Source organism: Actinoplanes subglobosus, from assembly GCF_042650585.1.
Taxonomy (GTDB): Bacteria; Actinomycetota; Actinomycetes; order Mycobacteriales; family Micromonosporaceae; genus Actinoplanes; species Actinoplanes subglobosus.
In genome coordinates this window covers 556352-575749 of sequence record NZ_JBHSBL010000020.1, presented here as the reverse complement: position 1 = coordinate 575749, position 19398 = coordinate 556352, and the positions used below count along the sequence as shown (strand labels likewise).

Annotated in this window: 17 protein-coding genes; 16 read left to right on the top strand and 1 reads right to left on the bottom strand. The window is 70.1% G+C overall.

The genetic code is table 11. The features are described from left to right. Nucleotides 1-91: 91 nt before the first annotated feature. A complete protein-coding gene (locus ACFO0C_RS31790) occupies nucleotides 92-874 on the bottom strand; it encodes an IclR family transcriptional regulator (RefSeq protein ID WP_378070407.1) in 783 nt (260 codons plus the stop codon). 188 nt (nucleotides 875-1062) lie between these two features. Between ACFO0C_RS31790 and ACFO0C_RS31785 the strand changes: the two genes are divergently transcribed. The 16 genes from ACFO0C_RS31785 to ACFO0C_RS31710 all read left to right on the top strand — a co-directional run bounded on the left by ACFO0C_RS31785 (nucleotide 1063) and on the right by ACFO0C_RS31710 (nucleotide 19394). Beyond that, a complete protein-coding gene (locus ACFO0C_RS31785; protein ID WP_378070406.1) occupies nucleotides 1063-2151 on the top strand; it encodes an NAD(P)/FAD-dependent oxidoreductase in 1089 nt (362 codons plus the stop codon). Beyond that, on the top strand, nucleotides 2151-2492 hold the full coding sequence (locus tag ACFO0C_RS31780) for a bifunctional 3-phenylpropionate/cinnamic acid dioxygenase ferredoxin subunit (RefSeq protein WP_378070405.1): 342 nt from the start codon (nucleotides 2151-2153) through the stop codon (nucleotides 2490-2492). The genes ACFO0C_RS31785 and ACFO0C_RS31780 overlap by 1 nt, the downstream gene beginning before the upstream one ends. Next, nucleotides 2489-4147 carry a choline dehydrogenase gene (betA, locus tag ACFO0C_RS31775; protein WP_378070404.1) on the top strand — a complete coding sequence of 553 codons (1659 nt, stop codon included), beginning with the start codon at nucleotides 2489-2491 and terminating at the stop codon, nucleotides 4145-4147. Before ACFO0C_RS31780 ends, betA begins: the two co-directional genes overlap by 4 nt. Further along, nucleotides 4144-5571 (top strand): aldehyde dehydrogenase family protein, encoded by a 1428-nt coding sequence (locus ACFO0C_RS31770; protein ID WP_378070403.1) that lies wholly within the window; start codon nucleotides 4144-4146, stop codon nucleotides 5569-5571. The genes betA and ACFO0C_RS31770 overlap by 4 nt, the downstream gene beginning before the upstream one ends. 19 nt (nucleotides 5572-5590) lie before the next feature. Further along, nucleotides 5591-6628, top strand: a complete 1038-nt coding sequence (locus ACFO0C_RS31765) for a quaternary amine ABC transporter ATP-binding protein (RefSeq protein ID WP_378070402.1) — start codon at nucleotides 5591-5593, stop codon at nucleotides 6626-6628. After that, entirely contained in the window at nucleotides 6628-8574 is a 1947-nt protein-coding gene (locus tag ACFO0C_RS31760) for an ABC transporter permease subunit (RefSeq protein ID WP_378070401.1), read from the top strand. Before ACFO0C_RS31765 ends, ACFO0C_RS31760 begins: the two co-directional genes overlap by 1 nt. 2 nt (nucleotides 8575-8576) lie before the next feature. After that, complete coding sequence (locus ACFO0C_RS31755) at nucleotides 8577-9542, top strand: ABC transporter substrate-binding protein (RefSeq protein ID WP_378070400.1); 966 nt, start codon at nucleotides 8577-8579, stop codon at nucleotides 9540-9542. After that, nucleotides 9527-10774: a sarcosine oxidase subunit beta family protein gene (locus ACFO0C_RS31750; protein ID WP_378070399.1), complete on the top strand. Its 1248-nt coding sequence runs from the start codon at nucleotides 9527-9529 to the stop codon at nucleotides 10772-10774. Before ACFO0C_RS31755 ends, ACFO0C_RS31750 begins: the two co-directional genes overlap by 16 nt. A 16-nt stretch (nucleotides 10775-10790) precedes the next feature. Next, entirely contained in the window at nucleotides 10791-11033 is a 243-nt protein-coding gene (locus tag ACFO0C_RS31745; protein WP_360327279.1) for a sarcosine oxidase subunit delta, read from the top strand. Next, nucleotides 11030-13786 carry a 2Fe-2S iron-sulfur cluster-binding protein gene (locus tag ACFO0C_RS31740; protein ID WP_378070398.1) on the top strand — a complete coding sequence of 919 codons (2757 nt, stop codon included), beginning with the start codon at nucleotides 11030-11032 and terminating at the stop codon, nucleotides 13784-13786. The genes ACFO0C_RS31745 and ACFO0C_RS31740 overlap by 4 nt, the downstream gene beginning before the upstream one ends. After that, nucleotides 13776-14288: a sarcosine oxidase subunit gamma gene (locus ACFO0C_RS31735; RefSeq protein WP_378070397.1), complete on the top strand. Its 513-nt coding sequence runs from the start codon at nucleotides 13776-13778 to the stop codon at nucleotides 14286-14288. Before ACFO0C_RS31740 ends, ACFO0C_RS31735 begins: the two co-directional genes overlap by 11 nt. Nucleotides 14289-14557: 269 nt before the next feature. Continuing rightward, on the top strand, nucleotides 14558-16972 hold the full coding sequence (locus ACFO0C_RS31730) for a sensor histidine kinase (RefSeq protein WP_378070396.1): 2415 nt from the start codon (nucleotides 14558-14560) through the stop codon (nucleotides 16970-16972). Nucleotides 16973-17019: 47 nt separating this feature from the next. Beyond that, on the top strand, nucleotides 17020-17445 hold the full coding sequence (locus ACFO0C_RS31725) for a roadblock/LC7 domain-containing protein (RefSeq protein WP_109599425.1): 426 nt from the start codon (nucleotides 17020-17022) through the stop codon (nucleotides 17443-17445). Further along, nucleotides 17442-17858, top strand: coding sequence for a DUF742 domain-containing protein (locus ACFO0C_RS31720; protein WP_378070395.1), 417 nt, complete (start codon nucleotides 17442-17444; stop codon nucleotides 17856-17858). Before ACFO0C_RS31725 ends, ACFO0C_RS31720 begins: the two co-directional genes overlap by 4 nt. After that, entirely contained in the window at nucleotides 17842-18441 is a 600-nt protein-coding gene (locus ACFO0C_RS31715; RefSeq protein WP_378070394.1) for a GTP-binding protein, read from the top strand. The genes ACFO0C_RS31720 and ACFO0C_RS31715 overlap by 17 nt, the downstream gene beginning before the upstream one ends. Then, complete coding sequence (locus ACFO0C_RS31710; protein ID WP_378070393.1) at nucleotides 18435-19394, top strand: ABC transporter substrate-binding protein; 960 nt, start codon at nucleotides 18435-18437, stop codon at nucleotides 19392-19394. Before ACFO0C_RS31715 ends, ACFO0C_RS31710 begins: the two co-directional genes overlap by 7 nt. Nucleotides 19395-19398: the final 4 nt, after the last annotated feature.

The window sequence follows — 19398 nt, the reverse complement described above, 5'->3', positions numbered from 1 at the left end:
TTCACAAAGCCTGCGTTTCACAGAGCGCAACACCGCTTGGAATACGCAACAGCTTTGACGAACGGCGGGACCGGCGTCAAGGCATCGATTGTTAAAGCTGGGAAACCCAGCCCATCCGGCCGCTCACCTCGTCGGCTGCGGCGATCACCCGCTTCGCGATCATCGGGAAGGCGCCGGGATCCAGCCGGTATGCCGGACCGGAGACGCTGAGCGCGGCCACCACCGAACCGTCGGCGCCACGGATCGGCGCGGCCACGGCGTTGAGGCCCACCTCGTACTCCTCGGCGGTGAAGGCCCAGCCCGCGGCCCGGGCCTGATCGAGCTCGGCGGCCAGCTCGGCCTCGCCGGTGACGGTCGCGTCGGTGAACCGCTCCAGCGGCTCGGCCAGGACCGCGGCCCGCACCCCGGCCGGCGCGTGGGCGAGCAGGATCTTCCCACTGGAGGTGGCGTGCAGCGGTGTCTGCCGGCCGACCCAGTTGTGGCTGGTGACCGAGGCGGCGCCCCGGCTCTGGGTGATGTTGACGGCCCGGTTGCTGTCCAGGATCGCGATGTTGACCGTCTCGCCGAGGTCCGCGGCGAGACGGTCGCAGGCCTCGTGGCCCTGCCGGCTCAGATCGAGCTGCGCGGTGACCGCGCCGGCCAGCCGGACCACGCCGAGGCCGAGACGGTAGGTGCCGCGCTCCTGCGCCTGCTCCACGAAGCCGCGCGCCTCCAGGGCCGCGAGCAGCCGGAACGCGGTGGATTTGTGCACGCCGAGCTCTTTGCCGATCTCGGTGACACCCGCCGCGCGGCGTCGTGCCAAGATTTCGAGGATGCTCAATGCCCGATCGACGGACTGGACGAGCGCCGGACCAGACTCGCGTTCGTTGCTCATAGCGCAACAATAAGGTACGACGAGTCGCGTTCGTTGCTCATGGCGCAACAGAATCGTCGGCAGTTTCCGGGAAGTTGCAAGACGTGACGGCTCGGTGTCGCACTCTTGACTATCGATCAAGGTCCCGGGCAGTCTGTTGCGGATCTCACGAGCTGTTTCGTTTTGCACAACGACAGGCGGTCGTTTGCGTGGAGAAAGTCGCGATTGTCGGAGCGTCCCTGGCCGGTCTCGCAGCCGTCCGTGCCCTGCGCCGACAGTCCTTCGCCGGCGAGATCGTCGTCATCGGCGGGGAGTTCCATCAGCCCTACGACCGCCCGCCCCTCTCCAAGGACTTCCTGACCGGCACGGTCACGGCCGCGGACCTGGCACTCACCCACGACGGCGAGAACCTCGGCGCGGAGTGGCGGCTCGGCGTCACCGCGACCGGTTTCGATCCGCACACCCGCGGCGTCCGGCTGGACACCGGCGAGGAGATCCGGGCCGACGCGGTGATCATCGCGACCGGCGCCCGGGCACGGCCGATCGAGCACATCGGAGTCCACACGCTACGCACTCTGGACGATGCGACCGCCCTGCGCGACGCGCTCCGGCAGACCGGACGCCTGGTCGTGATCGGGGCCGGCTTCATCGGCGCCGAGGTGGCGTCCAGCGCACGGAAGCTCGGCTGGGACGTCACGGTCGTCGAGTCCCTGCCCACCCCCCTGGCCGGGCAGCTCGGCACCGAGATGGGCGAGGTCGTCTCCCGGCTGCACGGCGACCACGGCGTCCGCCTGCTCACCGGCCTCCCGGTGAGCGGACTGACCGGAACCGATCAGGTCGAGGCGGTCGAGCTCGCCGACGGCACCCGCCTGCCGGCCGACCTGGTGGTGGCCGGGATCGGCGCGATCCCCAATGTGGAGTGGCTGGAGTCGGCCGGCGGGCTGGCCGCCGCGACCAGCGTTCCCGGTGTGGTGGCGACCGGTGACGTCACCGGCTCGCAGCACTGGACCTTCGCCCTGGAGAACCCGGCGGCCGTGGTGGCGACCCTGCTCGGCACCGAACCGCCCGCCGCCAGGGCCCCCTACTTCTGGTCCGACCAGTACGGCGTGATGATCCAGTTCGCCGGGCACCGCGCGCCGGGCGACACGGTCCGGATCGTCGAGGGCGACCCGGAGCAGCGCAGTTTCCTGGCCGTCTACGAACGGGACGGTCAGCCGTCCGCCGTACTGGGCCTCGACCAGCCGAAATTGTTCACCCGGTGGCGCCGTCAGCTGCGCTCCGTTCCTCAGGAGGCCTGATGTTGCAGCGTGTCTGCCCCCTCGGCGACATACCGCCGGGCGAGGCGTACCGGTGGGAGACCGACCCGCCGGTGGCGATCTTCCACACCGAGGACGGCGAGGTCTTCGCCGTCGACGACACCTGCACCCACCAGGACGCCTCGCTCGCCGACGGCTGGCTGGAGGGCTGCGAGGTGGAGTGCCCGCTGCACGCCTCGAAGTTCGACCTGCGTACCGGCCGGGTCGACGCACCACCGGCGAAACTCCCGGTGCGTACCCACCGGGTCGAGGTGACCGACGGCGTCGTCCACGTCGAACTCTCGAAAGAACCGCCGAACCTGCCACCCGGAGCCAAGCCATGACCAAGTACGACTTCGTGATCGTCGGCGGCGGCTCGGCCGGTTCCGCGCTCGCCGCCCGGCTCTCGGCCGACCCGCTCAACAAGGTGCTGGTGCTGGAGGCGGGCCGTCCCGACTACCCGTGGGACGTGTTCATCCACATGCCGGCGGCGCTGACCTTCCCGATCGGCAGCCGCTTCTACGACTGGAAGTACGAGTCCGAGCCCGAGCCGCACATGAACGGGCGGCGCATCTACCACGCCCGCGGCAAGGTTCTCGGCGGCTCCAGCAGCATCAACGGGATGATCTTCCAGCGCGGCAACCCGCTCGACTATGAGCGCTGGGCCGCCGATCCGGGCATGGCGAGCTGGGACTACGCGCACTGCCTGCCCTACTTCAACCGGATGGAGAACTGCCTGGCCGCCGACCCGGACGACCCCTACCGGGGGCACGACGGGCCGCTCGTACTGGAACGCGGGCCGGGCACCAATCCGCTCTTCCAGGCCATGCTGGCCGCGAGCGAGCAGGCCGGTTACCCGCCGACCAGCGACGTCAACGGCGAGCGCCAGGAGGGCTTCGCCCTCTTCGACCGCAACATCCAGCGGGGCCGGCGTCTCTCCGCGGCGGGCGCCTACCTGCACCCGGCGATGAGAAGGCCCAATCTGACGGTGCGGACCAGAGCACACGTGTCCAGGGTGCTCTTCGACGGGAACCGGGCGACCGGCGTCGAGTACACGACGAAGCGGGGCGGCGCACCCCACCGCGTGTACGCGGGCGAGGTGATCCTCTGCGGCGGCGCCATCAACACCCCGCAGCTCCTCCAGCTGTCCGGTATCGGGAACAGCGCGGAACTGTCCGCCCTGGGCATCGACCCGGTGCACCACCTGCCCGGTGTCGGCGAGAACCTGCAGGACCACCTGGAGGTGTACATCCAGTACGCGTCGACCCGGCCGGTGTCGATGCAGCCGTACCTGAAGTGGCGGCACCGGCCGTGGATCGGCGCGCAGTGGCTGTTCCTGCGCAGCGGCCCGGCGGCCACCAACCACTTCGAGGCGGGCGGTTTCGTCCGCAGCAACGACGACGTCGCGTACCCGAACCTGATGTTCCACTTCCTGCCGATCGCGGTCCGCTACGACGGCTCGTCCCCGGCCGGCGGGCACGGCTACCAGGTGCACGTCGGCCCGATGTACTCCGACGCCCGCGGCAGCGTCAAGATCAAGAGCCGGGATCCGCGGGAACACCCGGCGCTGCGCTTCAACTACCTCTCCACCGATCAGGACCGCCGCGAGTGGGTGGAGGCGGTCCGGGTCGCCCGCAACATCCTCAATCAGGCCGCACTCGACGAGTTCAACGGCGGCGAGACCTCACCCGGCGAGTCGGTGCAGACCGACGAGGAGATCCTCGACTGGGTGAGGCGCGAGGGTGAGACCGCTCTGCACCCGTCCTGCACGGCCAGGATGGGGGTCGACGACATGTCGGTGGTCGATCCGGGGAGCATGCGGGTGCACGGTGTCGAGGGGCTCCGTGCCGTCGACGCGTCGGTGATGCCGTACGTGACGAACGGCAACATCTACGCCCCGGTGATGATGGTCGCCGAGAAGGCCGCCGACCTGATCCTCGGCAACACTCCCCTGGCCCCGGTCGAGGTGCCGTTCTTCCGTCAGGGCAGCGACCGGTGAGCACGAAACGGGAGATCCGCTGCCCGGCCGACGGTAGCCTGGTCGCCACGGTGACCGACGGGTCCCGCGACGACACGATCGCCGCGATCGCGACCGCCCGCAAGGCGTTCGACGAGGGCCCGTGGCCCACGACTCCGGCCGTCGAGCGGGGCGCGCTGCTGTTCCGGGTCGCCGACCTGATCGACCGGGACGCCGCCGACCTGGCCCGGGCCGAGGCCCTGGACACCGGTAAGCGCCTGGTCGAGGCCGAGTACGACATGCAGGACGTGGCGAAGGCGTTCCGCTACTACGCGGGCATCGCCGCCACCGACGCCGGCCGGGTCATCGAGACCGGCCGCACCGACGCGATCAGCCGGATCACGCACGAGCCGGTCGGTGTGTGCGGCCTGATCACCCCGTGGAACTACCCGCTGCTCCAGACGTCGTGGAAGGTCGCACCGGCGCTGGCCGCGGGCAACACGTTCGTCCTCAAGCCGAGCGAGCTGACCCCGTCGACGGCGATCATCCTGATGCGGCTGCTGGCCGAGGCCGGGCTGCCGGACGGGGTGGCGAACCTGGTGCTGGGAGCCGGCCCGGAGGCGGGCGCGCCGCTGGCCGAGCACCCGGACGTCGACCTGGTGTCGTTCACCGGCAGCCTGCGGACCGGGCGGGCGCTGATGGCCGCGGCCGCCGCCACGGTCAAGCGGGTGGCCCTGGAGCTCGGGGGCAAGAACCCGAACGTGATCTTCGCCGACGCCGACTTCGACACCGCCGTCGACTTCGCCCTGACCGCGGTGTTCCTGCACTCCGGGCAGGTCTGCTCGGCCGGCGCGCGCCTGGTGGTCGAGGAGTCGATCCACGACCGGTTCGTGGACGCGGTCGTCGAGCGGGCACAGCGGATCCGGCTGGGCGGGCCGTTCGACCCGGACGCCGAGACCGGGCCGCTGATCTCCGCGCAGCATCTGGCCAAGGTCGAGGAGTACGTCGCCGCCGGTCTCGCCGAGGGTGCGGTGCTGCGCTGCGGCGGGCGGCGGCCGGACGACCCGGCACTGGCGAACGGCTACTACTACCTGCCGACGGTCCTGGACGGATGCCGGTCCGGGATGACGGTGGTCCGCGACGAGTCGTTCGGACCGGTGCTGACCGTGGAGACGTTCACCGGCGAGGACGAGGCGGTGCGGATAGCCAACGACACCGACTACGGCCTGGCCGGGGCGGTGTGGACGAACGACGCCGGGAAAGCCCAGCGGGTCGCGCAGCGCCTGCGGCACGGCACCGTCTGGATCAACGACTACCACCCGTACGTGCCGCAGGCCGAGTGGGGCGGCTTCAAGCAGTCCGGCATCGGCCGCGAGCTGGGTCCCAGCGGGCTCGACGAGTACCGCGAGACCAAGCACGTCTGGCAGAACATCGATCCCCGCCCCCAGCACTGGTTCCGTCCCTAGAAGACTTGGAGTCGTCACGATGACCACCGAGGCCGTGATCTCGGTCCGGGACCTGTGGAAGGTGTTCGGGCACAAGGCGGACCTGGTGCCACGCTCGGAAGAGCTGAAGGCCCTGTCCCGGCGCGAGCTGATCGAGAAGACCGGTTGCACGGCCGCCGTCCGCGAGGTGACGTTCGACGTCGCACCGGGCGAGGTCTTCGTGGTGATGGGCCTGTCCGGGTCGGGCAAGTCCACACTGGTCCGCTGCCTGACCCGGCTGGTCGAGCCGACCGCCGGGCAGGTCGTCTTCGAGGGCGAGGACATCCTCGGCGCCGGGAAACGGCGGCTGCGGGAGCTGCGCCGCCACAAGTTCTCCATGGTGTTCCAGAACTTCGGTCTGCTCCCCTACCGGCAGGTCGTCGACAACGTGGCGTACGGCCTGGAGATCCGCGGCGCGACGAAGACCCAGCGGCTGCGCCGGGCCCGTGAGGTGATCGAGCTGGTCGGCCTGGAGGGATACGAGCACAGCTACCCCGACCAGCTGTCCGGCGGCATGCAGCAGCGTGTCGGCCTGGCCCGCGCCCTGGCCGTCGACCCGGACGTCCTCTACTTCGACGAGCCGTTCTCCGCCCTCGACCCGCTGATCCGCCGCGACATGCAGAACGAGGTCATCCGCCTGCACCGCGAGGTCGGCAAGACGATGGTGTTCATCACCCACGACCTGTCCGAGGCACTGCGGCTCGGCGACCGGATCCTGATCATGCGGGACGGCCGGCAGGTCCAGTGCGGCACCGGTGACGAACTGGTCGGCGCGCCGGCCGACGACTACGTGCGCGACTTCGTCCGGGACGTGCCGCGGGCCTCGGTGCTGACCCTGCGCTGGATCATGCGGCAGCCCCGCCCGGACGACGTGCTGGACGGCCCGGAGCTGGGACCCGGCGTGGTGGTCCGGGACGCGGTCCGCGCGGTGCTCGCCGCCGACCGGCCGGTCAAGGTGGTCCAGGACGGGACGCTGCTCGGCGTCGTCACCGCCGAGGAGATCCTCTCGATCGTCACCGATGAGGAAGCCGCCGCCTGATGTCCTCCCCTCTCAAGAGCCGGCGCCGGGTGAACAGACCGGTGCTGGTGGCTGCGGTGCTGGTCGCGTGGGTGGCGATCTGGATACCGACGCGGGGGCTGCACACCCTCGGCCTCTCCCCCGCCGACCTCACCCCGCTGCACCACTGGCTCAACGACGTCAACGACACGGTCGGCGCGAACCGTGACAGCAGCCCGCTCTTCCTCTACTTCTTCAACGAGATCCGGGCCGCCATCGACAGCCTGGTGACGTTCCTGCAGGACCTGATCGCCCAGCCGTCGTACGGACGTCCGGTGCCGGTGCTCGGCTGGCTGGGTGTGGTGGCCGTCGTCGCGTACCTCTCCTGGGTCTTCGCCGGATGGAAGCCGGCCGTGCTCGCCGCCGCCGGTTTCGTCTTCTTCGGGTTGCAGGGCCTGTGGGAGGAGAGCATGGACACACTCGCCCTCACCCTGGGCGCCGTGGCGATCTCGCTGCTCCTCGGCATCCCGCTGGGCATCTGGGCCGGCCTGTCGGACCGCTTCCACAAGCTGGTCACGCCGGTGCTCGACTTCATGCAGACGATGCCGACCTTCGTCTACCTGGCCCCGCTCACCCTGCTGTTCCTGATCGGCCCGGCGTCGGCGACGATCGCGACGCTGATCTACGCGATGCCGCCGGCGATCCGGCTCACCGCGCACGGCATCCGTTCGGTGCCGCGCTCGGCCGTCGAGGCGACCGAGTCGCTCGGCGCGACGCGCTGGCAGACGCTGACCGGGGTGCTGCTGCCGCTCTCCAAGCGCACCATCGTCCTCGGCGTCAACCAGACCATCATGGCGGCGCTGTCGATGGTCACCATCGCCGCCCTGATCGACGCGCCCGGCCTGGGCAAGACGGTGATCAAGGCGTTGCAGACGCTCGACGTCGGCACCGCGTTCAACGCCGGCCTGGCGATCGTCGTGATGGCCGTCGTGCTGGACCGGGTCACCACCGCGGCCGGCAACCGGGTGCGGCAGACCGGCCGGACCGCGCGCCTGCGCAAGCCGCTGCTGGCCCTGTTCGGCATCGTCGCGGCGGTCTGCGCCTACCTGTCGCACACCTACTTCTGGGCCGCCGAGTTCCCCGACGACGTCGCCATCGGCAGCAACCTGTCGAAGGGCGCCGACGCGGTGGCGCAGTGGGCGCAGGAGGACCTGTCGACAGCCACCGAGGCGCTGAAGAACGCGGTCACCTACGCCCTGCTCAACCCGCTCGAATCGCTGCTCGTCGAGTCCCCGTGGTGGCTGGTCGGCGCGGTCGCGGTGCTGCTCGCGGTGCTGCTCGGCGGGGTGCGGGCGGCGCTCACCACGGCCGTCTGCGTGGGCCTGCTGATCGGCACCGGGCTGTGGCAGGACAGCATGACGACGCTGGCCATGACGATCGTCGCGACGGTCATGGTGATGCTCCTCGGAATCCTGTTCGGCGTGTGGATGGGCCGCAACCGCCTCGCCGACCGGGTCATCCGCCCGGTCCTGGACGCCGGCCAGACCATGCCGGCGTTCGTCTACCTGGTGCCGTTCCTGGCGCTCTTCTCGGCCACCCGGTTCACCGCGATCGTGGCGGCGGTGGTGTTCGCCGCCCCGGTCGCCATCAAGATCGTCGCGGACGGCGTGCGCGGCATCCCGGCCGCCACCGCCGAGGCCGCGACCGCCGCCGGGTCCAGCACCTGGCAGATGATCACCAAGGTTCAGCTCCCCATGGCCCGGCCGTCGCTCACCCTCGCGGCGAACCAGGGCCTCATCTATGTCCTGTCCATGGTCGTGGTCGGCGGCCTGGTCGGAGCCGGTGCGCTCGGGTACGACGTGGTCGCCGGTTTCTCCCAGGGACAGCTCTACGGCAAGGGCCTCGCGGCCGGCGCCGCCATCGTGGTGCTCGGGATCATGCTCGACCGCATGGCCCGCGCCTCTTCCCCCTCGAAAGGTAGTAACTGAAAATGAAGCTTTTGCGCCTCACGGCGACCGCGACGCTCACGGCGCTGGCGCTCACCGCCTGCGGTGGCGACAAGATCGGTGATACCCCGGCACCCGGCGGCGCCTCGTCCGGAGCGGCGGCGTGCGGCACCTTCAACCTGGCGGTCAACCCGTGGGTCGGGTACGAGGCGAACGCCGCCGTCATCGCGTACGTCGCCGAGAAGAACCTGGGCTGCACGGTCACCAAGAAGGACCTCAAGGAGGAGATCGCCTGGCAGGGCTTCGGCACCGGCGAGGTGGACGCGATCGTGGAGAACTGGGGCCACGACGACCTCAAGAAGAAGTACATCGACGAGCAGAAGACCGCCGTCGCCGCCGGTGAGACCGGCAACAAGGGTGTGATCGGCTGGTACGTGGCGCCGTGGATGGCCGCCCAGTACCCGGACATCACCGACTGGAACAACCTGAACAAGTACGCCGAGCAGTTCAAGACCTCCGAGTCCGGCGACAAGGGCCAGCTCCTCGACGGCGACCCGTCGTTCGTCACCAACGACGAGGCGCTGGTCAAGAACCTGAAGCTGAACTACAAGGTGGTGTACGCCGGTAGTGAGGCGGCCCTGATCACCGCGTTCCGGCAGTCCGAGGCGAAGAAGACGCCGCTGATCGGCTACTTCTACGAGCCGCAGTGGTTCCTGTCCGAGCTGAAGCTGGTCAAGATCAACCTGCCGAAGTACGAGACGGGCTGTGACGCCGACGCCGCGAAGGTCGCCTGCGACTACCCGGAGTACGTGCTCGACAAGATCGTCAGCAAGAAGTTCGCCGACGCCAACGGCCCCGCCTACCAGCTGGTCAAGAAGTTCACCTGGACCAACGACGACCAGAACCTGGTCGCCAAGTACATCTCCGAGGACAAGCTGTCCGCCGACGACGCCGCCAAGAAGTGGGTCGAGGCCAACCCGGACAAGGTGAAGGCGTGGCTGGCCCAGTAGGGACCCGCCCTGCCCCGGGCGGCGACCTGCCGGAGCACCCCGACCGGCTGTGGCGCAACCCGGAGCCCAAAGCCTCCTACGACGTCATCGTCGTAGGAGGCGGCGGGCACGGCCTCGCCACCGCCTACTACCTGGCGAAGAACCACGGCATCACCAACGTGGCGGTGCTGGAGCGCGGCTGGCTGGCCGGCGGCAACATGGCCCGGAACACGACGATCATCCGGTCCAACTACCTGTGGGACGAGAGCGCCGGCATCTACGAGCACTCCCTGAAGCTGTGGGAGAGCCTGGAGCAGGAGCTGGAGTACCCGATCCTGTTCAGCCAGCGGGGTGTGCTCAACCTGGCGCACAGCCTGCAGGACGTACGCGACAGCGTGCGGCGGGTGCACGCCAACCGGCTCAACGGGGTCGACGCCGAGTGGCTCACCCCTGATCAGGTGCGCGAGGTCTGCCCGATCGTCAACATCTCGCCCGACGTGCGCTACCCGGTGCACGGGGCGACCTACCAGCCTCGTGCTGGCATCGCCAAGCACGACTACGTGGCCTGGGGTTACGCCCGCGCGGCGGACGCGCTCGGGGTGGATCTGATCCAGCACTGCGAGGTGCAGGGACTCCGGATCAGCAACGGGCGGGTCACCGGGGTGCACACCAACCTGGGCACCATCGGGGCCGGGAAGGTGGCGCTGAGCGCGGCCGGTCACACGTCGGTGGTCGCCGCGACCGCCGGCATCGACCTGCCGTTGCAGAGCCACCCGTTGCAGGCGCTCGTCTCCGAGCTGCTGGAGCCGGTCCACCCGACGGTCGTCATGTCGAACGCCGTGCACGTCTACGTCAGCCAGGCCCACAAGGGCGAACTGGTGATGGGCGCCGGCATCGACACGTGGAACGGGTACGGCCAGCGCGGCGCCTTCCACATCATCGAACGGCAGATGTCGGCGGCGCTGGAACTGTTCCCGGTGTTCGCCCGGGCGCACGTGCTGCGGACCTGGGGCGGCATCGTCGACGTCACCCCGGACGCCTCCCCGATCGTCGGTCTCGCGCCGGTGGAGAACCTCTACCTGAACTGTGGCTGGGGCACCGGCGGGTTCAAGGCGACACCCGGCGTGGGCTGGTGCTACGCGCACACCGTGGCGCACGGCGAGCCCCATCCGCTGAACGCCCCGTTCAGCCTCGAGCGCTTCGTCACCGGCGCTCTCGTCGACGAGCACGGCGCCGCCGCGGTCGCCCACTGATACACGAGGAATACCCATGATGCTCATCCCCTGCCCCTGGTGCGGGCCCCGCGACGAGTCCGAGTTCCACTACGGCGGGCAGGCCGGTGTCGCCTATCCGGCCGACCCGGCCGCGCTCTCCGACGAGGAGTGGGCGAAGTACCTGTTCTTCCGGGACAACCCCAAGGGCCCGTTCCGGGAGCGGTGGAGCCACAGTGCCGGGTGCCGTCGCTGGTTCAACCTGGTCCGCGACACGGTCACGAACGAGGTGCTCTCATGACCCAGCCGTTCCGTCTCGACCGGGGTGGGCTCGTCGACCGGGAGGAGCCGCTGAGCTTCCGGTTCGACGGCCGGGAGTATCAGGGGTTCAGGGGTGACACCCTGGCGTCGGCGCTGCTGGCCAACGGGGTGCTGCGGGTCGCCGACAGCATCCGGCTCAGCCGGCCGCGCGGGATCTTCTCGGCCGGGATCGAGGAGCCCAACGCGATCGTGCAGATCGAGGAGCCGTTCCCCGAGCCGATGCTGACGGCCACCACGGTCGAGCTCTACGGCGGTCTGGTGGCGCGGTCGCTGCGCGGGCACGGGCGGCTCGCCGGTGACCCCGACCCGGCCCGGTACGACTCCACGCACGCGCACTGTGACGTGCTGGTGATCGGGGCCGGTCCGGCCGGTCTCGCCGCCGCCGCGACCGCCGCGTCGTCGGGGGCCCGGGTGATCCTGGTCGACGACCAGCCGCGCCTGGGCGGGAGCCTGCTCGGCAGCGGGGAACACCTGGGCTGGGTGGACTCGGTGGCCACCGGGCTGGCGGGCGCGGAGGAGACCCGGGTGCTGACCCGGACCACGGCGTTCGGCTACTACGACGACAACCACGTCATCGCCGTGCAGCGGCGGACCAATCACCTCGGCGTGCTCGCCCCGCGGCACCTGTCCCGGGAGCGGATCTGGCGGATCCGGGCCAAGCACGTGGTGCTGGCGACGGGTGCGCACGAGCGGTCGCTGGCGTTCGCCGACAACGACCGGCCGGGCGTGATGCTGGCCGGTGCGGCGCGGACCTACGTGAACCGGTACGGCGTGCTGCCCGGCCGTCGTGCCGTCGTGCTGACCACCAACGACAGCGCCTACGCGGCGGCCCGGGACCTGGCCGCGGCCGGGGTGGAGATCGCGGCGATCGCCGACCTGCGGCCCGGATCGGAGAACAGCGGGGCGGTCGCCCGGGTGCACGGCGAGGAGCGGGTGTCCGCGGTGACGCTGCGGTCGCCGGACGGTGCCGAGCGCGAGGTGGACGCCGACCTGCTGCTGGTGTCCGGCGGGTGGAACCCGGTGGGTGCGCTGTTCAGCCAGGCCGGGGGGCGTCTCGCCTACGACCCCGAGCTGGGGGCGTTCCGTCCCACCGGGGGCTGCCGTCAGAACCTCATGGTGGCCGGGGCCGCGGGTGGCTCGTACGACATCGGGGTCTGTCTCGCCGAAGGCGCCGCGGCGGGTGGGCGCGCCGCGGACGCCGCCGGATTCGCCGCTCGCGCGATCGCCCTGCCGGAGGCGCCGGGTCCGGCCGCGACGCCGCCGGCCGCCGTCTGGACGCTGCCCGGCGGTGACCCGGCGGCCCAGCTGGTGGATCTGCAGCGGGACGTGACGGTCGCCGATCTGGCCCGCGCGACCGGTACCGGGATGCGTTCGGCCGAGCACGTGAAGCGGTACACCACCGCGGGTACCGCGCACGACCAGGGCAAGACCGGTGGCACGCTGACCAGCGGTGTCGTCGCCGAACTGCTCGGGGTCGAGGTCGGCGCGCTGGGCACCACGACGTTCCGGCCGCCGTACGCGCCGGTGAGTTTCGCCGCGCTGGCCGGCCGGGACCGGGGCATGCTCTTCGACCCGGTCCGGGTGACCGCCCTGCACGGCTGGCACGAGTCGCGGGGCGCGCTGTTCGAGAACGTCGGCCAGTGGAAGCGGCCGTGGTACTACCCGCGGGACGGCGAGGACATGTTCAGCGCCGTGCTCCGCGAGTGCTACGCGGCCCGGGACGGCGTGGCCATGATGGACGCCTCCACGCTCGGCAAGATCGACGTGCAGGGCGCGGACGCCGGCGAGTTCCTGGACCGGCTGTACACCAACATGATCAGCACGCTGAAGCCCGGCGCGATCCGCTACGGCGTGATGTGCCGGCCGGACGGGATGGTCTTCGACGACGGCACCGTCATCCGGCTCACCGAGGAGCGGTTCCTGGTCACCACGACCACCGGCAACGCGGCCGCCGTCCTCGACTGGATGGAGGAGTGGCTGCAGACCGAGTGGCCGGAGCTGCGGGTGCGCTGCACCTCGGTCACCGAGCAGTGGGCGACAGTCGCGCTGGTCGGGCCGAAGTCGCGGGAGGTCCTCGCGTCGCTCGCGCCCCGCCTGGACGTCAGCCGCGACGGTTTCGGGTTCATGACCTGGCGCGACGCCGAGGTCGCCGGCCTGAGCGCCCGGGTCTGCCGGATCAGCTTCTCCGGCGAGCTGGCCTACGAGATCAACGTCAGCTGGTGGGACGCGCTCGCGCTGTGGGAGGCGCTGCTCGTGGCGGGCGCCGCGCACGACATCACGCCCTACGGCACGGAGACCATGCACGTGCTGCGGGCCGAGAAGGGCTATCCGATCATCGGCCAGGACACCGACGGCACGGTCACCCCGCACGATCTCGGGCTGGGCTGGGCGGTGTCCAGGAAGAAGGCCGACTTCCTCGGCAAACGATCCTTCACGCGTACGGACACCGCGCGCGCCGACCGGAAACAGCTCGTCGGGCTGCTCCCGGACGGCGGAGGGCTGCTGCCCGAGGGCGCCCACCTGGTGACCGACGAGGGCCGGTCGGTGCTCGGGCACGTCACCTCGTCGTACCACAGCGCGGCGCTGGGCCGTACGTTCGCTCTCGCCCTGCTCCGGGGTGGTCGTGACCTGATCGGACAGACGGTCTGGGCCACCCTGGACGACGGCCTCGCACCGGTGACGGTCACCGGTTCCGTGCTCTTCGACCCGGAGGGAACCCGCCGTGACGGCTGACCGGAACTTCCGGAAGTCTCCCCTGCACGATCTCCGTGACCGCCTGGCCACCCTGAGCGGCCCGGTCGCCGTCACGGAGGTGCCGTTCCTGGCTCAGGTCAACGTGCGGACGGCCGCGCTCTCGTCACCGCGGCCCGACGACGTCGACGTGCTACCCCTCGGGCCGGACGAGTTCCTCGTCGTGGGCCCGCCCGGCTCCGAGGAGCGGCTGCTCGCGGAGTTCGGTGGCGACGAAGCGTCCGTTGTGGACGTCTCGGCACAGCGGACCGCGCTCGATCTGAGCGGTCCGGCGGTCCGGGAGTTGCTGGCGTTCGGTTGCTCGATCGATCTGCACCCACGCGTTTTCGCGATCGGCGACTGCGTCCAGACCGTTCTGGCGCACACGCCCGTGGTGTTACAGCGCCGGGAGACCGGATTCCGCGTTCTGGTGCGCGCGTCCTTCGCCGCTCATCTCGCCACGTGGATCCTCGACGCGAGCCCCGACCTCACCCCCGGTCACTGAGAGCGCTCCCATACTACGGGGCGTAATGGGTGCAATGCGTAAAGAGGTTGCACCATCGTAAATTTCGGTCCGCGGTGTTGACCATCAAGAAGGAAAAGAAGATTCTTGTCCGGCGATCACGGAAGATCGGATATCCGACTCCGTGACCGCCATCTAGCGCTGCTGTGGATCCACATTGCTTAACAAACTTTAACGATTCATTGCCGTGAATCGCATCGCGTGCCGGCCGGGACGGGGCCACGCCGGCCGCCGACAGAGGAGCTGATCGCTTGTCCGTCCATGTCGAGGGCGCCGAGCTGTCCGAGCCGGCCGGTGTCACCACACCGGCCCCCGGCGCCCACGCAGGTGACAAGCAGGTCCTGAGCCATCGGACCGGCGGGACGATCCGCCGGCGGGTGATCCGCACGCTGGCCCTGCCGGTCGCGACCACCCTGGTGCTGCTGACCATCGTGGCGGTCGGCGAGGTCGCCAACTACCGCGACGCCTCCGCCACCGCACGGGCCGTCACCATCAACGTCGCCGTGCAGGACCTGGTCCAGGACCTGCAGACCGAGCGTGGCCTGACCGCCGGTTACCTCGGCGGCAACGAGGGCTTCCAGGACGAGCTGCTGCCCGCCCGGGACGCCGTCGACCTCAGCCGCGACCAGCTGGAGAACCTGATCTCCGACGGTGGCGACGTCGAGGACCGGGTGGCCGCCGCGGTCCAGCAGCTCGACGGTCTGGCCGGGGTCCGCGCCGGCACCGACACCGGCTCCGGCGTCCGCGCCGCGACCTTCTCGTTCTACACCGCACGCATCTCCGACCTGGGCAACCTGGACTTCGACCTGGACAGCACCGGCGACGAGGAACTGCGCCGGGGCGCGGCCGTGCTGGAGGCGCTCAGCGACATCAAGGAGGCCACCGCCCAGGAGCGCGCCTTCCTCAACGGCGTCTTCTCGGCCGGCGGCTTCAAGCAGGGCGAATTCCTCCAGTTCGTCACCCAGCGCTCCACCAAGGACGCCGCGCTCGCCGCCTTCGACCGGTTCGCCAACGACACCGAGCGGACCGCCCGGCAGTACATGTTCGACACCGGCCCGGCCCGGACCGCCGCCTACTTCGAGCAGGTCGCCCTCCTCTCCGGCGACGGCCGCTACCTGCAGGTCAACCCGCAGTCGTGGTGGTCCGCGCACACCACCCTGCTCGACGACATGCTCCAGCTCGAACGGCACGTCGGATCGGTGATCTCGGCCCGCGCCTCGACGCTGGAGGACGAGGCCTCGGTCCGGATGGGTGTGCTGCTCGGCGCCGTGCTGCTCTGCCTGGCCGGCTCGATCTGGCTCGCCACCGTCGCGTCCCAGTCGGTCGCCCGGCCGCTGACCGTGCTCGCCGGCGAGGCCAACCGGCTCGCCGTCCAGCAGCTGCCGGAGGCCGTCCAGCGGGCCGCCACCGGTGACGGCACCACACCGCCGCTGCCGGTGCTCGTGCCCCGCGGCGCGAGTATCGAGGTCCGGCTCGTCGCCGACGCGTTCGACCGGGTGCAGGCCACGGCGTACGAACTGGCGACCGAGCAGGCGGTGCTGCGGCGGACCACCGCCGAGTCGCTGGCCAACCTCGGCCGCCGCAACCAGAACCTGCTGCGCCGCCAGCTCGGCTTCATCACCAAGCTGGAGCGGGAGGAGTCGAACCCGACCGGCCTGGCCAACCTCTTCGAGCTCGACCACCTCGCCACCCGCATGCGGCGGAACGCGGAGAGCCTGCTGATCCTCGTCGGTGCGTCCAGTCCGCGGCAGCTGTCCGAGCCGCTGAACGTGTCCGACGTGATCCGGGCCGCGGTCTCCGAGGTCGAGGAGTACCGCCGGGTCACCCTGCGCCGGGTGGACGACACGCTGGTCACCGGTTCCACCGTCAGCGGCATCGCGCACATGCTGGCCGAGCTGATCGAGAACGGTCTGCAGTTCTCCCCGCCGGACGTCGACGTGGAGATCCACGGCCGCCGGATCGGTGACAGCTACCTGATCGCCGTCAGCGACCAGGGCATCGGCATGACCGCCGCGGACATGGCGCGGGCCAACGAGCGACTGCACGGCGAGGGTGACTTCATCACCGCGCCGGCCCGGTTCCTCGGCCACTACGTGGTCGGCCGCCTGGCCCAGCAGATGGGCATCGAGGTGCAGCTGACGCCGTCCCCGGTGACCGGTGTGACGGCCCGGATCACGCTGCCCGCCGAGATCCTGGCGACCGCCCCGCCGGTCGGCGCCGGGCCGCGGCCGGCACCGCAGCAGGCCCGCCAGATCACCGCGACCATCGAGGCGCCGACGGTGGTCATGCCGGCGCCGCTGCCGACCATGGAGCCGGCACCGATCCGGCCGCTCCAGTCGACGGCGATCGAGTACGTCGTGGTGAACGAGAACGGACAGGCGACCCCTGCGCCGTCGTCCCCGCCGGTGACCGTACCCTCGTCGCCCGCACCCCTGGACACCCTGGAGAGCTTCGGACTCTCCGACGACAGCGCGCCCCGGACGGCGAACGGCCTGCGCAAGCGCACCCCCCGCGCGCAGCGTGGCCAGCCACGTACGGCCGAGGCCGCTCCGACCATCGAGAAGTCGAGCCTGATCAACGACTCGCCCGAGTCGGTGCGTGATCGGCTCAACGCGCTGCGTGGCGGCATCCAGCGTGGTAATGCCGAAACAGCGGGGTTGTCGTGACTGCTATTCCGAAATGGCCCCTTGGCAGCAACCTGGAAAGAAGAATGATGAGCGTAGACACGTCGGCGGATCGGCACCAATTCAATTGGCTGCTCGGCAACTTCGTGCACCAGACGGACGGCGTGCGTGATGCCGTGGCGGTGTCCTCCGACGGCCTGCTGATCGCGAGCTCGGACGGGCTGAACCGGGCCGAGGCGGACCAGCTGGCCGCCATCGTCTCCAGCCTGGCCAGCCTCGCGCGCAGCGCCTCCCGGCGGTACGACTTCGACGGCCTCAAGCTCATCATGATCGAGATGCACCGGGGCTTCCTGCTGGTGTCGGTCATCCGCGGCGGCAGCGTCCTCGGCGTGGTGTCCGGCAGCGAGTGCGATCTGGGCCTGGTCGGCTACGAGATCTCACTGCTCGCCGACCGGTTCGGCGACCTGCTCACCCCGGCCCTGATCGCAGAGTCCCGGCAACACCTACCGCGATGACCGGCCCTTCGTGGGGCTCCGAGCCCGAGATGATCCCGTACGCCGGCTCCCACCGGCCGTCCTCCGGGCTGCACTCCACCGACCCGGACGAGGACCCGGTGATCCGCCCGTTCATGCTCACGAACGGGCGGACCCAGCCTCTGCAGGACGGGCTGCGGATCGAGACGCTGTTGTACGCGGCCCCGGCCGCTCTGTCGGCGCCGCTGCGCTTCGAATCCCGGCGCATCGTCGAGCTCGCGCAGTCGCCCATGTCGGTCGCGGACCTGTCGGTGGCGCTGCGCGCGCCGCTCGGCGTGGTCCGGGTGATCGTGGCCGACCTGATCACGCAGGGCTATCTGACCGTGCAGGAATCGGTCGGCGAGCTCTCCACCAGTTTGATCGAAAGGATCAGGGACCGTGTCCGGGCGCTCTAGGGAGCCTTCGGCAGCGCACCCCGTCGCTGTCAAGATCGTTATCAGCGGTGGTTTCGGCGTCGGCAAGACCACGTTCGTGGGCGCCATCTCCGAGATCGAACCGCTGGTCACCGAAGCCGAGATGACCGAGAAGTCGATCGGCATCGACGACACCTCCGCGGTGTCCGGCAAGACCACCACGACCGTCGCCCTCGACTTCGGCCGGATCACCCTCGACGACGCGCTGCTGCTCTACCTGTTCGGCACTCCCGGACAGGACCGCTTCGCGTTCCTCTGGGACGACCTGGTCGACGGTGCCCTGGGCGCCATCGTGCTCGTCGACACCCGGCGGATCGAGGACTCGTTCCCCGCGATCGACTACTTCGAGGAACACGAGATCCCGTTCATCATCGGCATCAACCGCTTCAGCGGCGGGCAGCGCTTCCACCTCGAGGAGGTCCGCGACGCCCTCGGTGTCAGCGCCGACCTGCCGCTGGTGGAGTGCGACGCCCGCGACCGGGAATCGGTGAAGAGCGTCCTCGTGGCACTCACCGAACAGGTCCTGCTCAAGCGGGCCGCCCGGGAACGGGCGTCGGCGTGGTGACCCGTCTCCTGCCCAGGGTGCTCGCCGCGATCAGTATCGCGGCGCTGGCGGGCTGCGCCGGCACCGAGGCCGCGATCAGCCCGCCGCCCGGCCTGCCGGACACCACCCGCTGCGGGACGGTGAACATCGCGGTCAACCCCTGGTCCGGGTACGCCGCCAACGTCGCCGTGGTCAGCTACCTGCTCGAATCGGAGCTGGGCTGCAAGGTGAACAGCGCCGAGCTGAGCGAGACCGCCTCGTGGGCCGGCCTGAACGACGGCACGATCGACGTGATCCTGGAGAACTGGGGCCACGACGACCTGAAGAAGAAGTACATCGACCGGCAGAAGGTCGCCGTCGAGCTGGGTCTCACCGGCAACAAGGGCGTCATCGGCTGGTACGTGCCGCCGTGGATGGCCAAGACCTACCCCGACATCACCGACTGGAAGAACCTCAACGAGTACGCCGACCTCTTCAAGACGTCGAAGTCCGGTGACAAGGGACAGTTCCTCGCCGGCGACCCGTCGTTCGTCACCAACGACGCCGCGCTCATCGAGAACCTCAAGCTCGACTACACGCTGGTGTACGCGGGCAGCGAGGACAAGCTGATCGCGGCGTTCAAGAAGGCGCAGGCCAACAAGACGCCGCTGATCGGCTACTTCTACGAGCCGCAGTGGCTGCTGTCGGACGTGAAGCTGGTGCACATTCCGCTGCCCAACTACACGCCCGGCTGCGACTCCGACGTCGAGAAGGTGGCCTGCGACTACCAGCCGTACGACCTCGACAAGATCGGGCGCAAGGCCTTCGTCGACTCGGGGAACCCGGCGGCCACCTTCATCAAGAACTGGCAGTGGACCAACGCCGACCAGAACGAGGTGGCCAAGGACATGACCCAGAACGGGCTGTCCGCCGCCGACGCGGCCAAGAAGTGGGCCGACGCCAACCGCACCGTCTGGGAGAAGTGGCTGCCCTGACCGG